Here is a 21,225-nt window from a genome sequence, read left to right on the forward strand (position 1 = left end):
GGGGGACCAGATGGCCACAGTCGCCGCGGTGATCGCCTCGACCCACCACCCGTTCTACTACCGCGCGAGCACCGCCACGGGTGCCGACCGGCCGCCGTTCGCCGACGAGTGGGTGGCGAAGATCGAGGCGTTCCGGGAGACGCTGACGAAGGCCCGACCGGACATCCTGGTGATGGTCGGGAGCGATCACTTCCACCAGTTGTGGCTGGACAACATGCCCCAGTTCCTGGTCGGCAAGGCGCCGTACTTCGACGCCAACTGGTACAACGAGGAGCGCGAGTTCGGGCTGCCGCGGATGCGGCTGGCCGGGGACGAGCAGCTCGCGGGGCACATCCTGCGGAACGGGCTGGACTCCGGGTTCGATCTTGCCTTCAGCAACGAACTGCGGATCGACCACAGCATCACCTGCCCGATCATCACGCTGCGGCCGGAGGCGGACCTGCCGATCGTGCCGATCTACACCAACATCTTCGCGCCGCCACTGCCGCGTCCCGGCCGGTTCGTCGAGCTCGGGCGGACGATCCGGCAGCTGGTCGAGTCGTGGCCGATCGACAAGCGGGTCGCGATCATCGGCACCGGGCACCTGTCGCTGGAGCTGGGCGGGCCGCGGCAGTTCGGCGCGCACGGGCCGGACCCGGAGTTCGACCGCAAGGCGGTGGACTGGATCGCCGGCGGCGACATCGAGGGGTGCCTGTCCGAGGTGACGCTGGACAGTCTGCATCTGCCGGGGAACGCGACCCACGGGTTCATGGACTTCATGCTGATGATGGGCGTCGCGGGCGCGGGACAGAAGGCGGACCACGTCGACTCGCTCGACCTGTTCCACACGATGGAGGCCTACTTCACCTGGTACCCGAACGGGGTGCCGGCATGAGCAAGTACCTGCTGAACAAGTTCCTCTACACCGTCGACCGCGACCCGGAGCTGGTCGAGCGGTACCGCGACGACGCCGCCGGGACCGTGGACTGGTGGGAGCAGGAGATCGCCAACCAGCTCCTGAACTGCGCGGTCGCGGAGAAGTCCACCTGGCAGGAGTTCACCGACGAGGAGCGCCGCGCGTTGCGGGAGCACGATCACGTCGCGCTGTTCGGCCTCGGCGCGCATCCGTTCCTCACGCTGACGCTGTTCATCGCGATGTTCGAACGGGACCACGGACCGCTGGAATATCAGAAGGCGTATGGTCGCGCATTGCAGCACCTGTCGTTGCCCTATCCCGACGTCGCCACCTGAGGAGAGCTCGCGTGCGCGCAGCAGTCCTGCACACCCACGGTGAACCACCGACCCACGCCGAACACCCCGATCCGGTCGCCGCGGCCGGGCTGTCGATCGTCCGCGTGACTGCTGCGCCGGTGGTCCCGCTCGACCTGCTGTGCGCCTCCGGTACGTCGTACTTCGGTCCGCCGGCGGTTCCGTACGTACCGGGTGTCCAGGGTGTCGGCGTGGTCGAGCAGTCGGAGGTGGTGGCGCCCGGGACGCGGGTGTTCTTCGCGACGTCGGCCGGGATGGCCGCGGGGGACGGAAGCTTCGCCGAGCGTGCCGCGGTGCCGGACGAGGACCTGATCCGGCTGACCGGCGGCGAGGCCGTCTCGGACGCCGCGGTGGCTGCGATCGGACTGTCCGGCGTGGCCGGGTGGATGACGTTGACCTGGCGGGCCCGGATGCAGGCGGGGGAGCAGGTGCTGGTCCTCGGCGGTGGTGGCGCGGTCGGCCAGGTAGCGATCGGGGCCGCCAAAGTACTGGGTGCCTCGCGGGTGGTGGCGGTGCTGCGGTCGGACGCGTCGCGGGAACGCGCGCTGGCGGCCGGCGCTGACGAGGTGGTTGCCCTGAGCACGGATGTCGACGAGTTGACGGGGCGGCTGGGCGAACCGACGTACGACGTGGTGATCGATCCGGTGTTCGGGGTCGCCGCGACGGCTGCTGCGCGGGTGCTCGCCGCGGGCGGGCGGCTGGTGAACCTTGGCGGGTCGTCCGGTGACGAGGCGGTGTTCTCGTCGGCGGTACTGCGGAGCAAGACGGCGAGCGTGCTCGGGTACACCAACAACGCACTGACGGCGGACCAGCGGCGGGACGCGCTGACCGCCGTACTCGAGCACGCGGCGACCGGCGCCATCGCCGTGGCCCACGAAACCGTCACGCTCACCGACGTCGCGTCCGCCTGGTCGCGCCAGTCATCCGGCGACACCTCGGGCCGCCTGGTCCTGACGATCGACGGCTAGCGCTGGCTGGTTGTTTGCCGGCCGGCGTGTTGTAACACGGCACCGGTGAAACAACCCGCCAGCGGCCACCCTCACAGCAGGCGGCTGATGAGGCCGTACGTCTGGGCTTCCTCGGCGGAGAGGACGCGGCCTTCCAGGTCGTGGGCGACCTCGTCGGGCGAGCGACCGGTTGCGTCGGCGATCAGGTCGCGGAGACGGGCCGTCTGGCGTGTGTGCTGCTCGGCGAGGGTCGCCAGTTCGTCGGCGGTGCCTTCGGCCGCGAAGTGTGGGACCGAGAGGACGAACATCGTGTGCCGCTGCGCCTCGCGCTGTCCGGCAGCAGCGAGTACGGCGATCGCGGGGCCGCGGACCGTACCGCGCGCGACGGCGTGCACCGGGGCGCTGATCAGGCCGATCGCGCCGACGACCGAGAGCGCCGCCTCGAGGTCGGACTCGGTGGCGGACAGCTGCAGGGTGATCGGGTCGTTGCTGCGGGCATCGAGTAGCAGCAGCTGCGCGGTGACGTGATTCGCCAGCCGGTCGTCGAGGTGGCCGCCGATGATCAGCACCCGCTCGGCGAGCAACCGGTCGGCGATCTCCTGTTCGACGCTGATCGACATCGGCTCGAACCAAGCCGGCAGGATCGGCTGCGGCACCGTTCCAGGCTGCGGCGCGTCAGGCTGCGGCAGACCGGGGAACGGGCCGGGTCGTGGCGTTCCCGGATTCGGCTGCGGGATCTCGGGTTTGCCCGGCCAGGTCGCGGCGGGCTTTTCGACGTACATGGTGTCCTCCTTCGACCTCTCCACCTTGCGGTAGGCGGACGGCTCGGAGAACCCTCTTCCGCTGTCAGCAGACGAATGCGATCAGCCGAGCGTGGTGATCGCGCCGACGATCCGGTCCCAGAACGCGGTGCGGTCGAGCTCCATCGCGATCCGGGCGTTCGGCGGGCGGCCGGTGTAGTGATCCAGGTCGACCACCGTCGCGCCGGCCGTCCACTCGCCCTGGGTCTCGACGACCAGGTTGGCCTCGACGCACCGGACGATCGCCGGGTCGATCACCCGCGCGACCGCGACCGGATCGTGCAGCGGCGGCGCGACGAACCCGAACAGCTCCTGGTACGTCGACGCGAAGAACGTCATCCACTCGACGCAGACCCGCGCCAGCGGCGTACCGATCCGGTCCAGACGGGCGACCACTTCGTCGGTCACGAGCGCCTGATGGGTGACGTTCAGGCCGCACATCGTGAACGGGACTCCCGACCGGGCCACGAGATCGGCTGCCTCGGGGTCGACGGCGGCGTTGGCCTCGGCGAGTGGGGCGATGTTCCCGCGGCCAGTGGAACCGCCCATCCAGACGATCTCGGTGATGTTCGACGCGAGACCGGGTTCCTCGGAGAGCAGGCGCGCGACGTTCGTCAACGCTCCGGTCGCCACGATCGTCGCCGTCCCGGTCCGCAGTACGTCGGTCAGGATCTGCTGGGCCGAGTACGGCGACTCCGGGACCGTCGGCTCGTCCGCGAACTGAGGGCCGTCGAGACCGGTCTGCCCATGGACATCGTCGGCGATGCGCAACCGGCGTACCAGCGGCTGCTCCGCGCCACGCGCGACCGGGATGTCGGGCGCACCTGCGAGGGACAGCACGCGCCGGGCGTTCAGGGTGCACTTCTCGATGGTCTGGTTGCCCGCCACGGTCGTCACGGCGCGCAGGTCGATCGCTGGATCGGCGACCGCGAGCAGGATCGCGATCGCATCGTCGTGGCCGGGATCGCAGTCGAGGACCAGCGGGGTGGGCATGCGCCAGCGTACGTCGTTCGGGTTGGTGCTGGGTGGCAGGCGGTTCGAGGTCCTATGTTGGGCTGCATGACCGACAAGGATCAGCCGGCGAAGGACGAGTCCTCGGCCGACCGCCGACCGGGCTCCGAGGGCAGTGGCAACCGAGGGGACCGGGACGGGAACGGTGGGTCGCAGCGGCCGCCGCACAAGCCGTGGCGGACCGAGGGGCTGCCGGCGGGTCACGGCGACAACGGCAAGCCCCGGCGGCCGCGGTGGTGGCGGTGGGCCGCATGGATCATCGGGGGCTACCTGGTGCTCTTCCTGCTCACCACGATGCAGGACCAGCTGTCCGGCGGCGAACAGACGATCGCCTACACCGACTTCACCGCGCAGGTCCAGAAGCAGAACGTGGCCGAGATCTTCGCCCGGGGCGACACCATCGAGGGCCGGCTGAAGAACGCCGCGCCGGTGCCGGGCAAGAGCGGCTCGACGTTCACGAAGTTCACCACCGAGCGGCCGACGTTCGCCAACGACAACCTGTACGGCGACCTGCAGAAGGGCGGCGCCACGGTCCGGGCGACGCCGGTCGTCGCGCAGCGTGGCGTGCTCTGGAACCTGCTGATCTCGCTCGGCCCATTCGTCCTGATCGCGGCCTTCTACTGGTGGCTGATCCGGCGTAGCCGGGCCGGCGGCGGTCTGGGCGGGCTGCTCGGTGGCAGCGGCCAGCAGAAGAAGCCGGTCGACCCGACCACGGTGCGGGTGACGTTCGCCGACGTCGCCGGAATCGACGAGGTCGAGGCCGAGATCGAGGAGGTCGTCGACTACCTGAAGGACCCGGACAAGTACCGGCGGCTCGGCGCGCGGGCGCCGAAGGGTGTGCTGCTGGCCGGAGCGCCCGGCACCGGAAAGACACTGCTGGCGCGCGCGACCGCGGGCGAGGCCGGCGTACCGTTCTTCTCCGCGAGCGCGTCCGAGTTCATCGAGATGATCGTCGGGGTCGGCGCGAGCCGGGTGCGGGAGCTGTTCGGCGAGGCGCGGAAGGTGGCGCCGGCGATCATCTTCATCGACGAGATCGACACCATCGGCCGGGCCCGCGGCGGCGCCCGGTCGGTCGGTGGGCACGACGAGGGCGAGCAGACGCTGAACCAGATCCTCACCGAGATGGACGGCTTCTCCGGCACCGAGGGGGTCGTGGTGCTCGCGGCGACGAACCGGGCCGACGTGCTCGACCCGGCGCTGCTGCGGCCCGGGCGGTTCGACCGGACGATCACCGTGCACGCGCCGGACCAGCCCGGGCGGGAGGCGATCCTCAAGGTGCACGCGCGCGGCAAGCCGCTGGCGCCGGATGCCGACCTGGCCGCGTTGTCCCGGTCCACACCCGGGATGACCGGCGCCGACCTGTCGAACCTGCTGAACGAGGCGGCGCTCGCGGCGGCGCGGCAGGGCGAGTCGCAGATCACCCAGCGCGACCTGACCGACGCGCTGGAGAAGATCCAGCTCGGTACGGCGCGCAACGTGGTGATGCCCGAGGAGGAGCGGCGCAGGACGGCGTACCACGAGGGTGGGCACGCGTTGCTCGGGATGATCCAGAAGGGCGCGGACCCGGTGCGGAAGGTGTCGATCATCCCGCGCGGACGGGCGCTCGGCGTCACGCTGTCGACGCCGGAGACGGACCGCTACGGGTACGACGTGGACTACCTGCGCGGCCGGATCATCGGGGCGCTCGGCGGCATGGCCGCCGAGCAGGAGGTCCTCGGGATGGTCACCACCGGCGCGGAGAGCGATCTGGAGACCGCGACCCGGATCGCCCGCTCGATGGTCGGCCGCTGGGGGATGTCGGACGCGATCGGGCCGGTGTCGGTGCTGCCGTCGGAAGGCGACGCGCGCACGGCCGGGGTGTCCGACGAGCTCCTCAACACCGTCGACGAGGAGGTACGACGGCTGATCGAGCAGTGCTACGCCGATGCGCGCCGGTTGCTGCGGGAGAACCGTGCGAAGCTGGACTCGATCGCCGGTCAGCTGCTGATCCACGAGACCCTCGACGAGGCCGACGCGTACGCCGCGGCCGGGATCGCGCGCGAACCTCGGCAGCTCCCAGCCCCGGAGCCTGCGGTCCCAGAACCGGCTCAGCAATCTCAGGTGACGCCGGGCGACGGCGTGTAGCGCGTCGATCGTTCACCTCCGAGTCGCTTGTTGACCATCGGGCGGGGGTGGACCGTTACCTGCTCACTGACAGATTTCGCGCCGGTCGCGTATGCGCGTGTCTTGGGGGACCGTGAGCATTCGGAGCGTTGACGCGTGGGCAGGTTCAGGCGGCTGGGTCTGGGGTTGACCGCCGGAGTGGTGCTGGTGATCGCCGGGATGTCGCCGGCGGCGGCGCACCCGTTCGGGGATCCGCAGACGGTGTCGATCACCGCTGACGGCACGGACCGTGCGGTCGTGCACGTGCGGTGGAAGGTCGGCGGGCTCGACGACCTGACGTTGCTCGGCGTCGCCCTCGGCGTACTGCCGCAGGACCGCGTGCTGATGGACGGCGCGGTCATGTATCAGCCGGCCGACAGCGCCGCGATCGGCCCGTCGCCGAAGTTCACCGGTTACCTGCTGCGCCGGATCACGGTCGCCAGTCGCGGGAAGGACTGCCCGGGCTCGGTCACGTCGGCGGCCGATGTGGCGAAGGCTGGTGTATCCATCGACTACACGTGTCCCGCCGCGGTTGGCGAGATCGCGCTGACCGTGACGACGCTGACCGATCTGAACCCGGCGTACAAGACGCTGGCGACCGGGCCCAACGGTGCTCGCGCGATGTACGGCGACGGGAACGAGCGGCACGACTGGACCGTCGGCTCCGTCGAGGACACGCACCTCGGGCGGAGCGCCGCGATCCAGGTCGGAGCGATCGCGCTTGCCGTGCTGGTGCTGGCGGTCGGTGGCGTGTTCGGCGTACGGCGCTGGCGGCGCGCGTGAGCGTCGCGGATCAGCTCGAGGGTTTCGTCCACTCGCCGGGGGTGCCGCCGCTCGCGTTCGTGCTGGCGTTCGCGGCGGGGGCCGGGCATGCGGTGATGCCGGGGCACGGGAAGAGTCTCGCGGCGGCGTACCTGGTGGGGGAGCGCGGCCGGGTGCGGGACGCGGCGTGGCTGGGTGGATCGGTCGCGGTCATGCACACGGTGTCGGTGCTGGTGATCGCTGTCGCGTGGACGTTCCTGTCGCTGGCGGACTTCGTGCAGCTGGAGCAGCTGACTGCTGGGCTGCAACTGGTCGGTGGTCTGTTGGTGGTGACGACGGGCCTCTGGTTGTTCCGCCGTCACAAGCAGCACCGCGGCCACGGACACGGGCATGGACACGGTCACGGGCACGGTCACGGTGAGGCTTCTCGGCCGGGGTTGGTGCTGCTCGGGATCTCCGGTGGGCTGACACCCTCACCGTCGGCGTTCCTCGTCCTGGTCGCCGGGCTCTTCCTCGGCCGCGCGGGTTTCGCGCTGCTGCTCGTCATCACCTTCGGCGTCGGGATGGCGGTGGTGCTGTTCGGCGTCGGCCTGCTCGCCGTTGCCGGAAGCAACGTTGTCGTCCGCGGCGGCCGCTCCCACCACCTGCTGTCCGTCGCCACCCGCGTGGCACCCCTGCTGGCCGCCGCAGGCATCACCCTGGCCGGCGTCGTGATCACCGCGGACGCCGCCATCCGTCTTTCAGCTCGACTGTAAATCCGCCTATGAAGGAGTTCCCTGCCATGACACCTGCCCTGAGACACCGATTCAGACGGGCGCGCGCCGTCTCGGCGATGCTCGCGGCCGCGCTGGTCGCCGGCTCCGGCGCCGCGATCGTCTCCACCACGTCAGGAGCCGAGGCCGCCGCCGCGGCCGAGTCCACCGGCGCGCCGAGCCTGAACGTCCGCGACGGCCAGACCCTCGAGGGTACGGCGGCCGTCACCGCCGAGCCGTCCGCCGAGAACGACTCGGTGGTCGCGCTCAAGGTCGACCGTGCACAGGTCGACGCCGCGAAGACCGCTGGTACGGCGCACTTCGCGTTCGACATGGGCGGCAACGGCACCGAGGCGCGGTACCACAACTACCTCACCGTGAACGGCCGCACCGAGAAGGTGTTCTTCCCGGACATCGCGGGCGGCCAGAGCGGGCGCCTCGACATCCCCGGCGAGTGGCTGCACACCGGCGTCAACACGGTCACCGTGCACGCCGGCGCCGCCTGGGTGGACACCACCAACACCGCCGCGGTCGGCTACGAGGTGCTCCCGTACGGCGAGGGCGGCCGCTGCCCGAACTACGACGACTTCCCGCTGAGCAGCATCGGCCTGAGCCTGCTCGGGACCGCGATCGACGGCGAGCAGAACGACTTCAGCTACAGCTTCGGCGACGGCACCTGCGGCAGCTCGAAGCACCTACTGACCCAGGACCTGACCTTCGTGGTCTCCGGCGAGCCCGGCAGTACGGCGGGACTCCGCAAGGATCTCGACACCACGCAGCTGACCAACGGCGAGCACACGATCGCGGCAACGACCGCCTCCGGCGCGACCGCGACTGCCACCGTGCAGGTCAACAACGCCCCCGCCGGCGCCCCGAAGATCACCCCGGCCGACGGCACGGTCGTGAAGGGCGAGCAGCCTGTGATCGCCGCCGTCCCGGGTGACGCCCAGGTGGACTCGCTGGCGATCGACGGTGCGCCCGCGCAGAACGACGAGACCCTGGCCGCGGGTACGGCGACCTTCGGCCTCACGGTCGAAGCAGGGAACTCCGTCGAGGCCCGTTACCACAACTACCTGCTGGTCAACGGCAAGCGCGTCGACCTCGGTGGTGACTACGGCGTGAGCGGCGCGGAGCCGGTCTCGATCAAGCTCCCGCAGCGCTTCCTGAAGCTCGGTGACAACACCGTTCAGCTGAAGACCGGCGACTACAACGGCACGCTGAACGGCGCGACCTGCGCGAACCACGACGACTTCAAGATCAGCGCTCCGGTCCTCAGCGCCGCGGGCACGGTCACGCGCGGTACGACGTACCTGCTGACGACGACGGGCTCGACCACCACGAAGGCCGCGACGAGCGACGCGATCCTCGCGCTGGGCGACGGCACGTGTGGGCCGAACAAGGAGGCCGAGTTCCACTTCACGATCGCGGATGCTCCGACCACGAGGACGGTCGAGACGCTCGGGAGTGCGGGCGACGCGCACCTGAAGGTGTACGTCGGTGGCAACGGCGCCGACAACGGGTACGACAACAAGGTGCTCGTGAACGGGATCCCGCTGGACCTGGGGATCTGGGAGAAGGAGACCGCGGACCTCACCTTCCCGAACGAGTGGCTGGTCCCGGGCGTCAACGTGATCGAGTTCGTGGCCGGTACCGACCACGGCAGCGCCAAGCCCGGCGGGTGCGACAACTACGACGACTACACGCTGCGGGACTTCGAGCTCACCCCGGCCGCGGGCAAGGCCACTCAGCTCACCAAGTCGGTTGCCGAGAGCAACGTGACGATCGGCGGCGCGACGTACCCGGCCGGTTCGCCGGTGACCGTGTACATCGGGGACGGCAGCTGTGGCAGCAGCTTCAATGCCGAAGTGCGCAAGACGATCCTGTTCGACGTGACCGCGACGGACGGGTCGCCGCTGGCGGCGCGCGGCCGCCGGGCCGATGTCGACACCACCGGGATCGCGGACGGCGCGCACACGATCGAGGCGGTCGTCGGTGACAAGACCGCGACGCGGCACTTCACCGTCGACAACTCTGCACCGACCGTCGAGAACAGCGTCCCGGCCGCGGGCCAACGACTGACCTCGACCGTCGCGCTGATGGTGAACGTCAAGGACGCCACCGGTCTGTCCGGTACGCCGCTGATCACGCTCGACGGCAAGCCGGTGAAGCAAGGCGACCAGATCGGTCACGGCCTGCCCGCCGGCGCGCACACTCTCGCAGTGACGGCGGCTGACACGCTCGGCAACACCGCCACTCGCGAGATCAAGTTCACCAGCGCGAGCATCCCGGATGTGCCGACCGATCTCGGTACGACGGTCAGCGGGGTGAACGAGCAGGCGGCGACGCTGTCCGCGAAGATTCCGGGTGAGGACGGCGTACCGCTGACGGCGACGTTCACGAAGGCGGACGAGGTTGTCCCGTCGACCGGGTACCAGGGCGAGGCGGCCGACGTACCGACCACTTTGGACGTTGCACACGACAAGACCGTCGACGTGAAGTCGCTGCGGCCGCTCGACGGGAAGACCGTCGACACGGTGTCCAGCCGGGCCGTGGTGTTCCAGCGATACGACCTGAACTTGGGCGCCACGCCCTCGCCGCCGACGCTGCGGTGGGAGGGGACGATCGACCCGAAGCGCGTTGTCGCACTGCGCGCGTGGGATCCGAAGGCGCAGAAGTGGGTCGCGCTGACGAGCGGCCGGGGTCAGACCGGCCGGACCACTGTCCTCACTACGCAGGTCGAGAACCAGTACCGGGACGGCAGCGTCGTTCACGTGCTCGTGACCGGTGAGGACCCGTTCGCCGACGATCTGTCGCCGCGGGACTCGTCGGCCCAGAACGACAAGGACCACTTCGAGGACCCGGCGTCGTACGACTTCGCGATCGCCCACTTCACCGACACGCAGTACCTCACCGAGGGCGCGGCCGGTGGCACCTACGACGACTGGGACGGCGTGAAGGAGCCCAGCGACGTGATGACCGCCGAGGAGCAGGCGATCTGGGCGGCGGCGTACCGCAACGAGGTGCAGTGGATCGCCGACAACAGCGCCGGCCGCAAGATTCAGTACGCCGCGCACACCGGCGACATCATCGAGAACGACTACTACGACCCGCTGGCGACCAAGCCGGACGGCTCGCTGCAACGACCCGGCCTGAACGAAGAGGTGGAGAAGGAGCTCGCGCTGGCGTCGAGCTACCAGGCGATCCTCGACAAGAAGGGCGTCGTCAACCAGGTCATCGCCGGTAACCACGACAACCAGTTGGGTGCGGAGACCGGCCCGGCGTCGCGGTTCAGCAAGACGTTCAGCGCCGAGCGGTACCAGGAGGTCGCGAAGGGCTGGCCGGCCGGCGCGGAGTACCACGCCTGGGACGAGAAGGTGAACGCCGACGGGTCGATCACCCCGGGCAAGGACAACCAGAACAACTACGTGCTGTTCTCGGCCGGCGGTCTGGACTTCGTCGCGGTCGGTCTGTCGTACGGCGTGACTCCGCAGGAAGCGAACTGGGCGGACTCGATCTTCAAGCGGTACAAGGACCGCAACGGGATCCTGTTGTCGCACGACTACCTGCGCCCGTCCACCAACCCGGACGGTCGCGACGCCGGCTTCTCGGCACCGGACGGCTCGCCGCTGTACAAGCAGGTCGTCGAGAGTAACCCGAACGTCTTCCTGGTGCTCGCCGGTCACGAGCACGGCGTCGGCACCAACCTGAAGACCAAGGTCGGCGTGACGGTCGCGCACGATGTCGTGGAGCTGCTCGCGGACTACCAGTTCTACACGGTGCCGGCCGGTGAGCTGTGGCCGTCGTTGGTCGATGCTTCGGGCAACATCGACGTCAACGGTGACGGTACGCCGGACCACAAGGCGACCGACCGGCTGCAGTTCGGCGCGAGCTTCCTGCGGCTGCTGCAGTTCGACGTCAAGCGGGCCGAGATGCACATCGACACGTACTCGCCGTTCCTGAACAACTTCGGGGCGACCGAGTACGACCTGCGCCAGGACGGCAGCCAGACGAAGCCGCGGTACAACGGTGCCGAGGACAACCTCACGCTGCCGGTCGACCTGAGCACGCGTAAGACGTCGTTCAGCACCGACTCGCTGGCGGCGTACGTGCCGAACGGTGTGATCGGCACCGACACCGTGACCGCCAACGGTACGGCGACCACGACGTGGAACGGGTTGACCCCCGCTACGTCGTACGGCTGGATCGTCACGGCTCGGAGCGCGGACGATGGTACGGCGGTTGCGCAGCCGTCGGTGTTCCGGACTCGCAAGGGTCAGCCGGTCGTCACGGCTCCGGCGGTGACCACACCGTGGGGTAGGGCGGCGAAGGTGACTGTCACCGTTGCCGCAGGCAACCGGCCGGTCGACGGCACGGTCGAGCTTCGAGAAGGCACCAAGGTCCGGGGTGCGGCTCCGGTCTCGGGTGGCAAGGCGACGTTCACCCTGCCGGTCGGGCTGAGTGCCGGTGCGCACGCACTGACCGCGGCGTACTCGGGTAGCGACACCTTCGAGCCGGCGCAGGGCGCGGTGAATGTCACTGTCGCCCTGCCACCGGTGTGGAACGCGAAGACCCTGTACAAGGGTGACGCCACGGTCTCGTACCAGGGTAAGCCGTATCTGGCCGCCTGGGCGAGCATCCGCCAGACGCCGGGGGACCCGTACGGCGCCTGGCAGGAGCTCGCGATGACCGAGGACGGTACGACGTTGTGGACCGCGTCCCGGATCTTCGAGAAGGGTGACGTGGTGTTGTTCAAGGACAAGCGGTACCAGGCCAAGTGGTGGACCCGGAACCAGGCTCCGGGCGATCCGTACGGGCCCTGGACGCCTATCCGGTAGTCACTGTCTGGCCGAGGTCGTTGTACCCGGTGCTCGGCTGCCAGGTTCCGTTGTTGGCGAGACGCAGCGCGTAGACAGCGTTGTAGGTCTCGCTGGAACCTGGCAGGCGGGCCTGGGACTGCAGCTTCGGGTCGGCGATGTTCAGCAATACCTTGTACTTCCCGGGCACCGGCGGAGCGGGCACGGTCCAGGTGAGGTCGGTTGAGCCGCCGGCTCCCCAGCGGCGGGGATCGGCGGGTACGTCGACCTTGAACGTGTGCTTGTCGTTCTGGAACACCAGCTGGACCTGTCGCGGGTTGAACGGCGCTGCCCAGCCGTCGTTGCGGATCTGCAGGTCGACCTGGACCTTCCCGCGGCGGCTCGTGACCGTGCTCTGCGTCAGTGCGAAGCGGTAGCCGAGCTTCTGCTTCGCGGTCGTGATGTTGTCGCCCCAGGTGTTCAGGACGTCCTTGTTGTAATCGGTGTTCAGGAACGACACGTGCAGCTGGGCCATTTCGGCCGACGCCGACGGCCAGTCGGATCGTGGTCAGTTCACTGCGCAGGTCTCACCACCTTCGGGCACGTAATTGGTGTCCTGGGCAACGAAGTCCTTGTCGAGCTGGATCGGGTCGCTCAGGTAGGTGCCGAAGTCGTCCGGGCTGGCGAGGAAGCAGTCGTTGTGGTGCCCGATCCGCGCCAGCGCCGAACCGTCGTACGCCTGCTGCGCGGTCAACGCGCCAGCGGTGCCGGTGGGTACGCCGTACATGCGTTGCTTCATGTACGGCGTACGGACCTGGATCATCTTGTCTTTCGGCAAGGCCTTCAGGAGTGCGTCGATGACGGCCCGGCGGTCGAGCCAGTTCTGGTCCGAGACCTGGCTCGGGTCCTGCGGGTTCGAGAAGTGGTCGGTGTAGTAGCCCTCGCCCCAGAGCCCGACGAAACCGGACTGGACAAGCTCGATGACATCCGAGTTCTCGCGCAGCACCGGGGTGAGTTGCTGGACGTGCTTCAGGACGCGCGCGACCGGAGCATCGCCGTACGGCGTCGGTGGTGGCCAGCCGTCACCGGGCAGGGCGTACGCGAACCGGACGATCACCTTCACGCCGGCTGCACGGGCGGTGCGGAAGTCGGCGCGGACCAGGTCGAGGTATTGCTTGTCGAGCGTGTCCTGGGTCGCGAACTTCTCGAGGTAGAAGACGCGGAGTATCTGGGTGATGTTTTCCTGCGTGCGGAAGCCGCGCAGGGTGGTGACGTCGAGCGGGACGTACCCGGTGTTGTCGGCCCGGTAATGCGTCTCGGTGTGGTGGTAGAAACCACGCTCCTGGTTGGCGATCACGTCGTCGAACGTGGTGTAGGTGCGTGTTGTGTTCGGTGTGGCGATTGCCTGCTGGGCGGGGAGCAGCAGGCCGATCGCGGCGACGGCTGCAGCGAGCTTTCTCATGGTCGTCTCCTAGCTGATGCTGGCGGTGTGCAGGAGCGAGCGTCCCTTTCGCTGGGCGTGGCGATGGGGATAATCATGGAGTCCAGGGAAATTATGTCAAGGTCTCAGGCCGGAGGTGATCGTCGACTCGACCTCCTCGAGCGCCAGCCGGACCGCGCCGAGCGCGACCCCCTCGTCGGCGAAGGCGGACACCCGGATCTCCGGCGTTCGCAGACACCATCGATCCACTTCCCGCCGCAACGGCTCCACCATCACATCCGCCGACCGCGAGAACCCACCCCCGATCACCACCAGTTGGGGGTCGAGTGTGAGCACGAGCGCCGAGGCCCCCACCGCCAGATCCTTCACATACCCGCGCACCGCTTCCAGAGCACCCGCATCACCCTCCCGAGCCGCCACAAACACCCGCTCAAACTCACCCGAACCATTTGTAGGCGGCGCGGTTTTCGCTAGCCAGGCTTGGAGGTGTTTGGGGGCTTCCTGCCAGCCTGCGGCTGGGAGCGCTCCTATTTCGCCGGACCAGTTGGCGAAGCCTCGGTGGAGTTTGCCGTCGATGATTAGGCCGGCGCCGGTGCGGAGGCCGGCTAGGAGGAAGACGACGTCTTTGGCGTAGCGGGCTACGCCTCGCCAAGTCTCGGCGAGTGCGGCTAGTTTGCAGTCGTTTTCTACGCGGACGGGGCCGGGGACCAGGCGGCGTACGTGCGCGGCGAGATCCACTCCGGTCCACTCGGGGAGGGAGTCGGACAGCATCACCTTGCCGGCGCCGTCGACCAGGCCGGTGGTTGCCACGCCGGTCGCCCAGATCTCGCCGGACCCGGCGTCGACGCGCGCGCCGGCGAGGGCTTTGGTGACGCAGCGGTCGAGGGCGGCGAGGCGTTCCCGGCGGCCGGCTTCGGCGCGGATCTCGACCCGGGTCTGATGCAGCACCTCGCCGTCCAGATCCGTGACGACCGCCAGCGCCTTGTGCCCACCGATGTCCACCCCGAGCAACCACCCGGCCCCAGCGTTGAACCGGTACCGCCGCGCCGGCCGCCCGACCGACCCCACGGCCGGCGCCACCTCGGCCAGCCAGCCGCGTCCGAGCAGGTCCCGGGCGACGTCCTCGGTCGATGCGCGCGACAGTCCTGTGCGTTTGGACAACTCGGTGAGCGTCAGCGGCTGGTCCCCGCGCAACTCCCGCAGTACGGCGACCGCGTTGAGCTGGCGCAACCGCGAGAGGTCCCCGCCGGCCGGCTCCTCAGTCATCCGCGGCTCCTCACCTAATCCAGGACTCCTGGATAACTATAAGCACCGCGTCTGCGCACCGGTCTCAGCGTGTGAAAGGGCGCGCCAGACCCCTGTCCAGACCTCCTGACAACGTTGTACCGTGATCAGCCGACGGTCGATCCGAAACGTTTCCGAACGCATCCGAAATGAGGAGGACCTGCGTGTCCAATCCACTGAAGATCGCCACGCTCAGCTTCTGGCACGTGCACGCCGGCGACTACTCGAGGCAGGCTCAGGCGCACCCGGGGACGGACCTGGTGGCCGTCTGGGACGACGACGCCGAGCGCGGCAAGGCCGGCGCCGAGAAGTTCGGCGTGGAGTACACCGACGACCTCGACGCGCTGCTCGCCCGGGACGACCTGGACGGCGTGGTGATCACCACCCCGACCGACGTGCACCGCGACATCATGGTGAAGGCCGCGCAGGCCGGTAAGCACATCTTCACCGAGAAGGTGCTGGCGCCGACGGTCGCGGAGGCCGAGGAGATCGTCGCGGCGACGGACGCGGCCGGCGTGAAGCTGATCGTCTCGCTGCCGCGGCTGTATCACGGGTACACGACGGCGATCCGCGAAGTACTCGACAAGGGAACCCTCGGTCAGCTGACGTACGGCCGGGTCCGGCTGTCGCACGACGGCGCGATCGGGCGGGACGGCAACGAGGGCTGGCTGCCGCAGCGGTTCTTCGACCCGAAGTCCGCGATCGGCGGCGCGCTCACCGACCTGGGGTGTCACCCGGTCTACCTGACACAGCTCTTCCTCGGCGCGACGCCCGAGACGGTGAGTGCGACGTACCGCTCGGTGGCCGGTCGTGGTCTGGAAGACAACGCTGTCGTGGTGGCCGGGTACGGCGACCAGAAGATCGGTGTGATCGAGGCCGGATTCGCGAGCGGCAACCCGTTCACGATCGACCTGTTCGGGACCGAGGGCACGCTCACGTACACCGACGCGGGCAACGTGCTCACGGTGAACGGCGAACAGGTCCCGGTGCCCGAGCACTCGACCGACGCGTTCGCGCAGTGGGTCGATCACATCGCCAACGACACCCGCGCCGACGACAACATCGCGCGCGCGATCGAGCTGACCCGCCTGGTGGTCGCGGCGAACGCGGCCGCCGAGTCGAACCGCGTCATTTCCTACAGCTGAGGAGCGTTCCGATGATCAAGGTTGGGCTCATTGGCGCCGGTGGAATCGCCTCGGCGCACATCCGCGGGTACGCCGAGCACGCGGACAAGATCGGCATCACCGCGGTCGCGGACGCGGTCGCGGAGACCGCGAAGAAGCGTGGCGAGGAGCTCGGCGCCACGTCGTACACGGACTATCGGGAGATGCTCGCCAACGAGGAGCTGGACGCGGTCGACATCTGCCTGCCGCACCATCTGCACCGGGACGCGATCGTCGCGGCGGCCGAGGCGGGCAAGCACGTGCTCTGCGAGAAGCCGTTGTGCCTCAGCGCGGAGGAGGCCGCCGACGTCCGGGCAGCGGTCACCAAGGCCGGCGTGACGCTGATGTGCGCGCACAACCAGCTGTTCATGCCGGCGGTGGCGAAGGCCAAGGAACTGCTCGCGGCCGGGACGATCGGCACCGTCTACGAAGTACGGACGACCGACAGCTTCTACAACGACTTCGACCCGAGCTCGATGGGCTGGCGGGCGAGCAGCAAGACCAGTGGTGGTGGCGAGCTCATCGACACCGGGTACCACCCCACTTACCTGATGCTGCACCTGGCCGGCGGGCTGCCGGTCGAGGCCACCGCACTGCTCTCCACGCACCGGTTGAAGTTCATGGAGGGCGAGGACTCCGCGCAGGTCCTGATCCGGTTCGACAACGGGGTCGTCGGCCAGATGGTGACCAGCTGGGCCTACCAGCCGGCCGAGGGCACTGAGCGTTTCTCCGTGGTCGGCGAGCTCGGCTCCCTGACCAGCGACGGTACGACGCTGTCGTACCGGCTCCGCTCCGGCGAGACCGAGACCTTCTCGTTCGAACCGGTCGACACCTTCGTCGCCGAGATCGGCCACTTCGCCGACTCGCTGGCCGACGAGACGCGTCCGCTGCACACCGAGGAGGAAGGGATCGCCGTCCTGGGGATCCTGCTCGCGGCGTACGAGGGCTCGCGGACGAAGGTCATCGCCCCGGTCCTCAAGGTCTAACCGAAGTAGAACCCGGCCGCCAGGTCGGCGAGCAGGTTCGGATGGGTGGGCTGCCAGTTGAGCAGCTCACTCGTCCGGGCCGCCGACGTCGGGCTGTTCATACTCGCGAACCGACCGAGGAACCCGAGGTACTGCGCTGCGTCCTCAGCGGCGACCGAGCGCGCCGGAAGGTCGAGGCCGCGACCGATGGCCTCGGCGATCGTGCGGAACTCGATGCCCTCGTCCTGGACGGCGTGCAGCCGGCTGCCCGCGGGGGCGGACTCCAGCGCCAGCCGGTAGAGCCGGGCGGCGTCGAGCGTGTGGACCGACGGCCAGCGGTTCGTCCCGTCACCGACGTACGCCGCGAAGCCGTTGGTGCGGGCGAAGGCGATCAGCGTCGGCGCGAAACCGTGCAGATCGAGGCGGCTGTGGGTGATCTGCGGCAACCGGATGATCGACGAGCGGACTCCCTTGGCGGCCAGGTCGACGACGAAGTTCTCGGCGTCGATGCGGTAGCCGCCGTTCGGGTCGTAGTCCTCCTCGGTGGCGGTCCGGTCGCGCACGATCTGGGCGAGCATGCCGGTGCCCGACGTACTCACGAGTGGTTTGTCGGTGCCGGCGAGAGCGTCGCCGATCGTCCGCAGGGCGGCGAGATCCGACTCCGCGGCACCGGCCAGGTCGCCCGCCGCCATCGCATCGTGGCGGAACGCGAGGTGGACGACGCCGTCGGCGGCCGTGGCCGCGGCGTGCAGCCGGTCGAGATCGTGGAGGTCGCCGCGGATCGCCTCGGCGCCCCAGTCGGTCAACCGCTTGGCGGAATCGTCGGAGCGGGCCAGGCCGAGAACCTGGTGGCCGTTGTGCAGGAGCTCGGGGACGAGGGCGGACCCGACGTGCCCGGACGCTCCGGTGATGAAGACGCGCATGCTGCTTCCTTTCGTGATGTCAGTGTGTGACATCACGACCGTACACCCTAATGTCATTGAATGACATCGGCTAGGATCGAGCCATGGGACGGTGGGAACCGGGCGCGGCCGGGCGGCTGCGCGAGGCGGCGATGGCGCTCTACACCGAGCGCGGGTACGACGGCACGACCGTCGCCGAGATCGCCGACCGGGCCGGCGTCACCGCCCGCACGTTCTTCCGGCACTTCGCGGACAAGCGCGAGGTGCTGTTCGCCGGGTCCGAGATGCTCGAGCACCAGATGGTGAAGGCACTCCGGGAGGCGCCACCCACCGCGACGCCGATGGAGGCGGTCGTGGCCGGGGTGCTGGCGTCGGCGGAGTTCTTCGACGACATCCGCCGGGAGTACTCGCGCCGCCGGGCGACGGTGATCGCCTCGACGCCGGAGCTGCGAGAGCGCGAGCTGATCAAGATGGCGTCGCTGACGGCGGGGCTCACCAACGCGCTGCTCGACCGGGGCGTCGATCAGGACGTCGCAGCGCTGGCGGCCGAGACCGGTGTCGCCGTGTTCCGGGTGTCGTTCGAGCGGTGGATCGCGGCGTCCGACGACGTACCGATCACTGAGGTGATCCGGTCGACGCTGAAGACGCTGTCCGAGCTCACTGCCTGACGGTCTCGGTCCACGAGGCGACTGCGACCAGGGCAACGCAGGTCGCCGCAAGTAGGGCGAGGTCGGCGACCGATCCGATCTGCGGTGTCGCGAGCGGCAGTGCGAGCAGTACCGCGGCGCCACCGGCCGCCGTACCGAGGTGGGCGCGGGACGGCTCGCCGACGCAGCGGTGCACGGCCCAGAGTAGGAGGACGAAGCAGGCGGCCGGTACGGCGACCGCGTAGCTCGCGCCGGTCGGGGACAGATGGAGCTCGTGACTGGTCTGTTCGACCGCGACCTCGAGGCCGGCGCCGAGCGCGGCGAGCGAGGCGAAGATGCCGTAGTGACCGTAGCCCCAGCGGTACGAGCGGTCCCGCCGGTCCTCGAGCCGCGGACCGGCCGGGCGCAGGAAGTACAGCCACCACAGGGCGAACAGGATCACCAGTCCACACGCCGCGACGGCGATCAGTTCCGCGCTCACCGCGGTCGCCACGACAGCTCGCCGTACGGCGTTGGACGAGGCCAGGACCGCCTCGCCGAGCAGGATGATCGTGAACAGGCCGTACCGCTCGGCGATGTGATGCGGATGCCAGTTCGTGGAGTGTGGACGCTCGGCCCACAGCGGCACGCACAACTCGAGGGCGGCCAGGACGACGAACGTGACGAGCAGGACGCGATCCGAAGCGCCCGTGGTCGCGAGATACAGCCGGCCGAACCAGCCGACCTGCAGGATCCCGATCCCGAACGCGTAGCGGAACGCCGTACGCCGGGAGGCCGGGTCCTCGATGCCGGCGCGCAACCACAGCGAGATCAACCCGAGCCGCATGATCAAGTAGCCCAACGTGATCATCAGGTAGTCACCGTGGTCCGCTGCGGCCGGGACGCCGGCGCCGAGCAGCAGTACGCCGGCCATCTGCACCATCGTGAGGATCCGGTACGTGACGTCGTCGGTGTCGTACGACGAGGCGAACCAGGTGAAGTTCATCCACGCCCACCAGATCGCGAAGAACACCTGCAGGAACGGCAGTACGCCGTCGCTCGCGTGACCGTCGGCGATGGTGTGCGCGAACTGCTCGGTGACCGCGGCGACCGCGACCACGAACGTCAGGTCGAACAGCAGCTCGAGCTGACTGGACACCCGGTGCGGCTCGTCGATCGGCCGCGCCGTCATCCGCACCCGGATGCGGATTCCTGGGCTTGACACCTGCGGGCTCCCTTCGTCGGACGTCCTCATCCAGTGAGACAGCGCACAAACCTCGGCTGTGACCGGACGGGAGCTGTCACAAGACGGCGTACTGCCCTGTCTCACCTCATGACAAGGGCGGAATCCACCGCCCACGTCAACGAAACGTCAACGAAACGTCAACGAAAGGGTTCAAGCGATGAAGATCGTCGTGATCGGCGGGACCGGCCTGATCGGTACGAAGCTGGTGGCGAAGCTCACCGAGCACGGCCACGAGGCGGTGCCGGCCGCGCCGAGCACCGGAGTGAACACCATCACCGGCGAAGGCCTGGCGGATGTCCTGAAGGACACCGACGTGGTGATCGACGTGGCCAACTCGCCGTCGTTCGAGGCCGGGCCGGTGATGGAGTTCTTCCGGACCTCGACCGGGAACGTGCTGCAGGCCGAGGCCGCGGCGGGCGTCCGGCACCACGTCGGGATCTCGATCGTCGGCACCGAGCGGATGCCGGACAACCACTACTTCGCTGCCAAGATCGCCCAGGAAGAGCTGATCAAGGGCTCGGGGATCCCGTACTCGCTGATCCACGCGACCCAGTTCTTCGAGTTCGTCGCGGCGATCGCCGACGAGGGCACCTGGGACGACGGCAAGGTGCACATCGCGCCGGTCGCCTGGGCGCCGATCGCGGGTGAGGACGTCGCGGCGATCCTCGGCCGGACCGCCACCGGTGCGCCGCTGAACACCCGGATCGACATCGCGGGCCCGGACGAGTACCGGATGGACGAGTTCTTCCGCACCGCCCTCGCGCAGCGTGGGGACACCCGCGAGGTGGTCGCCGACGAGCACGCGCGGTACTTCGGCTCCGAGCTCACCGAGCGCAGCCTGGTGCCGGTCGGCGAGGCGACGCTGGGGGAATGGCACTACGACAAGTGGTACGCCGCACAGGACGGTCAGTGACGATGGCCGGCGACGATCCGTTCCTGCGTGCGCTCGACGTGGAGGTCGAGGCCGACATCGCGCTGAACGCGGCCGGTACCGCACCTGACGACGAGCCGCCGAGTGAGTGGCTGGCCGATCCCTTCGAGGTGGAGGCGGAGGCCGCGGACCTGAACAGCCTGCACGGCGCGATCGAGGCCCTGGAGGGTGATTCGGGGGTGGATCCGAACGTATCCTCCAGCTGAGATCCG

17 protein-coding genes and 1 pseudogene are annotated in these 21,225 nt (G+C 69.1%); 12 read left to right on the top strand and 6 right to left on the bottom strand.

Annotated elements, in window-relative coordinates; translation table 11 throughout:
- Positions 1–10 precede the first annotated feature (10 nt).
- From ACWGID_RS20790 to ACWGID_RS20800, 3 genes are read left to right on the top strand one after another with little or no spacing between them, the layout of a single operon-like run.
- Entirely contained in the window at positions 11–874 is an 864-nt protein-coding gene (locus ACWGID_RS20790) for a DODA-type extradiol aromatic ring-opening family dioxygenase (RefSeq protein WP_452198823.1), read from the top strand.
- A complete protein-coding gene (locus ACWGID_RS20795) occupies positions 871–1,230 on the top strand; it encodes a hypothetical protein (RefSeq protein WP_452198825.1) in 360 nt (119 codons plus the stop codon). The genes ACWGID_RS20790 and ACWGID_RS20795 overlap by 4 nt, the downstream gene beginning before the upstream one ends.
- A gap of 11 nt (positions 1,231–1,241) precedes the next feature.
- A complete protein-coding gene (locus ACWGID_RS20800) occupies positions 1,242–2,216 on the top strand; it encodes a zinc-binding dehydrogenase (RefSeq protein ID WP_452198827.1) in 975 nt (324 codons plus the stop codon).
- 71 nt (positions 2,217–2,287) lie between these two features.
- Here ACWGID_RS20800 and ACWGID_RS20805 read toward each other — a convergent pair whose 3' ends face one another.
- Together ACWGID_RS20805 and ACWGID_RS20810 are read right to left on the bottom strand one after the other, a co-directional pair.
- Positions 2,288–2,977 carry an ATP-dependent Clp protease proteolytic subunit gene (locus ACWGID_RS20805; RefSeq protein WP_452198829.1) on the bottom strand — a complete coding sequence of 230 codons (690 nt, stop codon included), beginning with the start codon at positions 2,975–2,977 and terminating at the stop codon, positions 2,288–2,290.
- Between the two features lie 81 nt (positions 2,978–3,058).
- Entirely contained in the window at positions 3,059–3,988 is a 930-nt protein-coding gene (locus ACWGID_RS20810; protein WP_452198831.1) for a nucleoside hydrolase, read from the bottom strand.
- A gap of 66 nt (positions 3,989–4,054) precedes the next feature.
- Between ACWGID_RS20810 and ftsH the strand changes: the two genes are divergently transcribed.
- The 4 genes from ftsH (at position 4,055) to ACWGID_RS20830 (ending at position 12,497) form a co-directional block, all read left to right on the top strand.
- Entirely contained in the window at positions 4,055–6,130 is a 2,076-nt protein-coding gene (gene ftsH, locus ACWGID_RS20815; protein ID WP_452198833.1) for an ATP-dependent zinc metalloprotease FtsH, read from the top strand.
- A 135-nt stretch (positions 6,131–6,265) separates the two neighbouring features.
- Positions 6,266–6,931, top strand: a complete 666-nt coding sequence (locus ACWGID_RS20820; RefSeq protein WP_452198835.1) for a hypothetical protein — start codon at positions 6,266–6,268, stop codon at positions 6,929–6,931.
- Positions 6,928–7,665, top strand: coding sequence for a cobalt transporter (locus ACWGID_RS20825; protein ID WP_452198837.1), 738 nt, complete (start codon positions 6,928–6,930; stop codon positions 7,663–7,665). The genes ACWGID_RS20820 and ACWGID_RS20825 overlap by 4 nt, the downstream gene beginning before the upstream one ends.
- Before the next feature lie 26 nt (positions 7,666–7,691).
- Positions 7,692–12,497, top strand: coding sequence for an Ig-like domain repeat protein (locus tag ACWGID_RS20830; RefSeq protein WP_452198838.1), 4,806 nt, complete (start codon positions 7,692–7,694; stop codon positions 12,495–12,497).
- Here the strand turns inward: ACWGID_RS20830 and ACWGID_RS20835 are convergent.
- Positions 12,487–13,917 (bottom strand): annotated as a pseudogene (locus ACWGID_RS20835) (DUF4832 domain-containing protein). The gene ACWGID_RS20830 and the pseudogene ACWGID_RS20835 overlap by 11 nt on opposite strands.
- Positions 13,918–14,013: 96 nt before the next feature.
- Entirely contained in the window at positions 14,014–15,162 is a 1,149-nt protein-coding gene (locus tag ACWGID_RS20840; RefSeq protein ID WP_452198840.1) for an ROK family protein, read from the bottom strand.
- A 182-nt stretch (positions 15,163–15,344) separates the two neighbouring features.
- On the opposite strand from ACWGID_RS20840, the gene ACWGID_RS20845 reads away from it, so the two are divergent.
- Positions 15,345–16,325 (top strand): Gfo/Idh/MocA family protein, encoded by a 981-nt coding sequence (locus ACWGID_RS20845; protein ID WP_452198842.1) that lies wholly within the window; start codon positions 15,345–15,347, stop codon positions 16,323–16,325.
- A gap of 11 nt (positions 16,326–16,336) precedes the next feature.
- Complete coding sequence (locus tag ACWGID_RS20850) at positions 16,337–17,329, top strand: Gfo/Idh/MocA family protein (RefSeq protein ID WP_452198844.1); 993 nt, start codon at positions 16,337–16,339, stop codon at positions 17,327–17,329.
- Here ACWGID_RS20850 and ACWGID_RS20855 read toward each other — a convergent pair.
- Positions 17,326–18,231: an SDR family oxidoreductase gene (locus ACWGID_RS20855; protein WP_452198846.1), complete on the bottom strand. Its 906-nt coding sequence runs from the start codon at positions 18,229–18,231 to the stop codon at positions 17,326–17,328. The genes ACWGID_RS20850 and ACWGID_RS20855 overlap by 4 nt on opposite strands.
- 83 nt (positions 18,232–18,314) lie before the next feature.
- Between ACWGID_RS20855 and ACWGID_RS20860 the strand changes: the two genes are divergently transcribed.
- Complete coding sequence (locus tag ACWGID_RS20860) at positions 18,315–18,878, top strand: TetR/AcrR family transcriptional regulator (protein ID WP_452198847.1); 564 nt, start codon at positions 18,315–18,317, stop codon at positions 18,876–18,878.
- Here the strand turns inward: ACWGID_RS20860 and ACWGID_RS20865 are convergent.
- Positions 18,868–20,061 (bottom strand): low temperature requirement protein A, encoded by a 1,194-nt coding sequence (locus ACWGID_RS20865; protein ID WP_452198849.1) that lies wholly within the window; start codon positions 20,059–20,061, stop codon positions 18,868–18,870. The genes ACWGID_RS20860 and ACWGID_RS20865 overlap by 11 nt on opposite strands.
- Positions 20,062–20,239: 178 nt before the next feature.
- Here ACWGID_RS20865 and ACWGID_RS20870 point away from each other — a divergent pair, with 178 nt between their 5' ends.
- Together ACWGID_RS20870 and ACWGID_RS20875 are read left to right on the top strand one after the other, a co-directional pair.
- Positions 20,240–20,995, top strand: coding sequence for an SDR family oxidoreductase (locus tag ACWGID_RS20870; protein WP_452198850.1), 756 nt, complete (start codon positions 20,240–20,242; stop codon positions 20,993–20,995).
- 2 nt (positions 20,996–20,997) lie between these two features.
- Entirely contained in the window at positions 20,998–21,219 is a 222-nt protein-coding gene (locus ACWGID_RS20875; protein ID WP_452198852.1) for a hypothetical protein, read from the top strand.
- Positions 21,220–21,225: the final 6 nt, after the last annotated feature.

The organism is Kribbella sp. NPDC054772 (genome assembly GCF_053611945.1).

Excerpts from the sequence above, each read along its gene's own strand:
- ACWGID_RS20810 (WP_452198831.1), bottom strand. The coding sequence starts at position 3,988 with ATGCCCACCCCGCTGGTCCTCGACTGCGATCCCGGCCACGACGATGCG.
- ACWGID_RS20830 (WP_452198838.1), top strand. The coding sequence starts at position 7,692 with ATGACACCTGCCCTGAGACACCGATTCAGACGGGCGCGCGCCGTCTCG.
- ftsH (WP_452198833.1), top strand. The coding sequence starts at position 4,055 with ATGACCGACAAGGATCAGCCGGCGAAGGACGAGTCCTCGGCCGACCGC.
- ACWGID_RS20870 (WP_452198850.1), top strand. The coding sequence starts at position 20,240 with ATGAAGATCGTCGTGATCGGCGGGACCGGCCTGATCGGTACGAAGCTG.
- ACWGID_RS20860 (WP_452198847.1), top strand. The coding sequence starts at position 18,315 with ATGGGACGGTGGGAACCGGGCGCGGCCGGGCGGCTGCGCGAGGCGGCG.
- ACWGID_RS20840 (WP_452198840.1), bottom strand. The coding sequence starts at position 15,162 with ATGACTGAGGAGCCGGCCGGCGGGGACCTCTCGCGGTTGCGCCAGCTC.
- ACWGID_RS20795 (WP_452198825.1), top strand. The coding sequence starts at position 871 with ATGAGCAAGTACCTGCTGAACAAGTTCCTCTACACCGTCGACCGCGAC.
- ACWGID_RS20875 (WP_452198852.1), top strand. The coding sequence starts at position 20,998 with ATGGCCGGCGACGATCCGTTCCTGCGTGCGCTCGACGTGGAGGTCGAG.
- ACWGID_RS20850 (WP_452198844.1), top strand. The coding sequence starts at position 16,337 with ATGATCAAGGTTGGGCTCATTGGCGCCGGTGGAATCGCCTCGGCGCAC.
- ACWGID_RS20855 (WP_452198846.1), bottom strand. The coding sequence starts at position 18,231 with ATGCGCGTCTTCATCACCGGAGCGTCCGGGCACGTCGGGTCCGCCCTC.
- ACWGID_RS20790 (WP_452198823.1), top strand. The coding sequence starts at position 11 with ATGGCCACAGTCGCCGCGGTGATCGCCTCGACCCACCACCCGTTCTAC.
- ACWGID_RS20805 (WP_452198829.1), bottom strand. The coding sequence starts at position 2,977 with ATGTACGTCGAAAAGCCCGCCGCGACCTGGCCGGGCAAACCCGAGATC.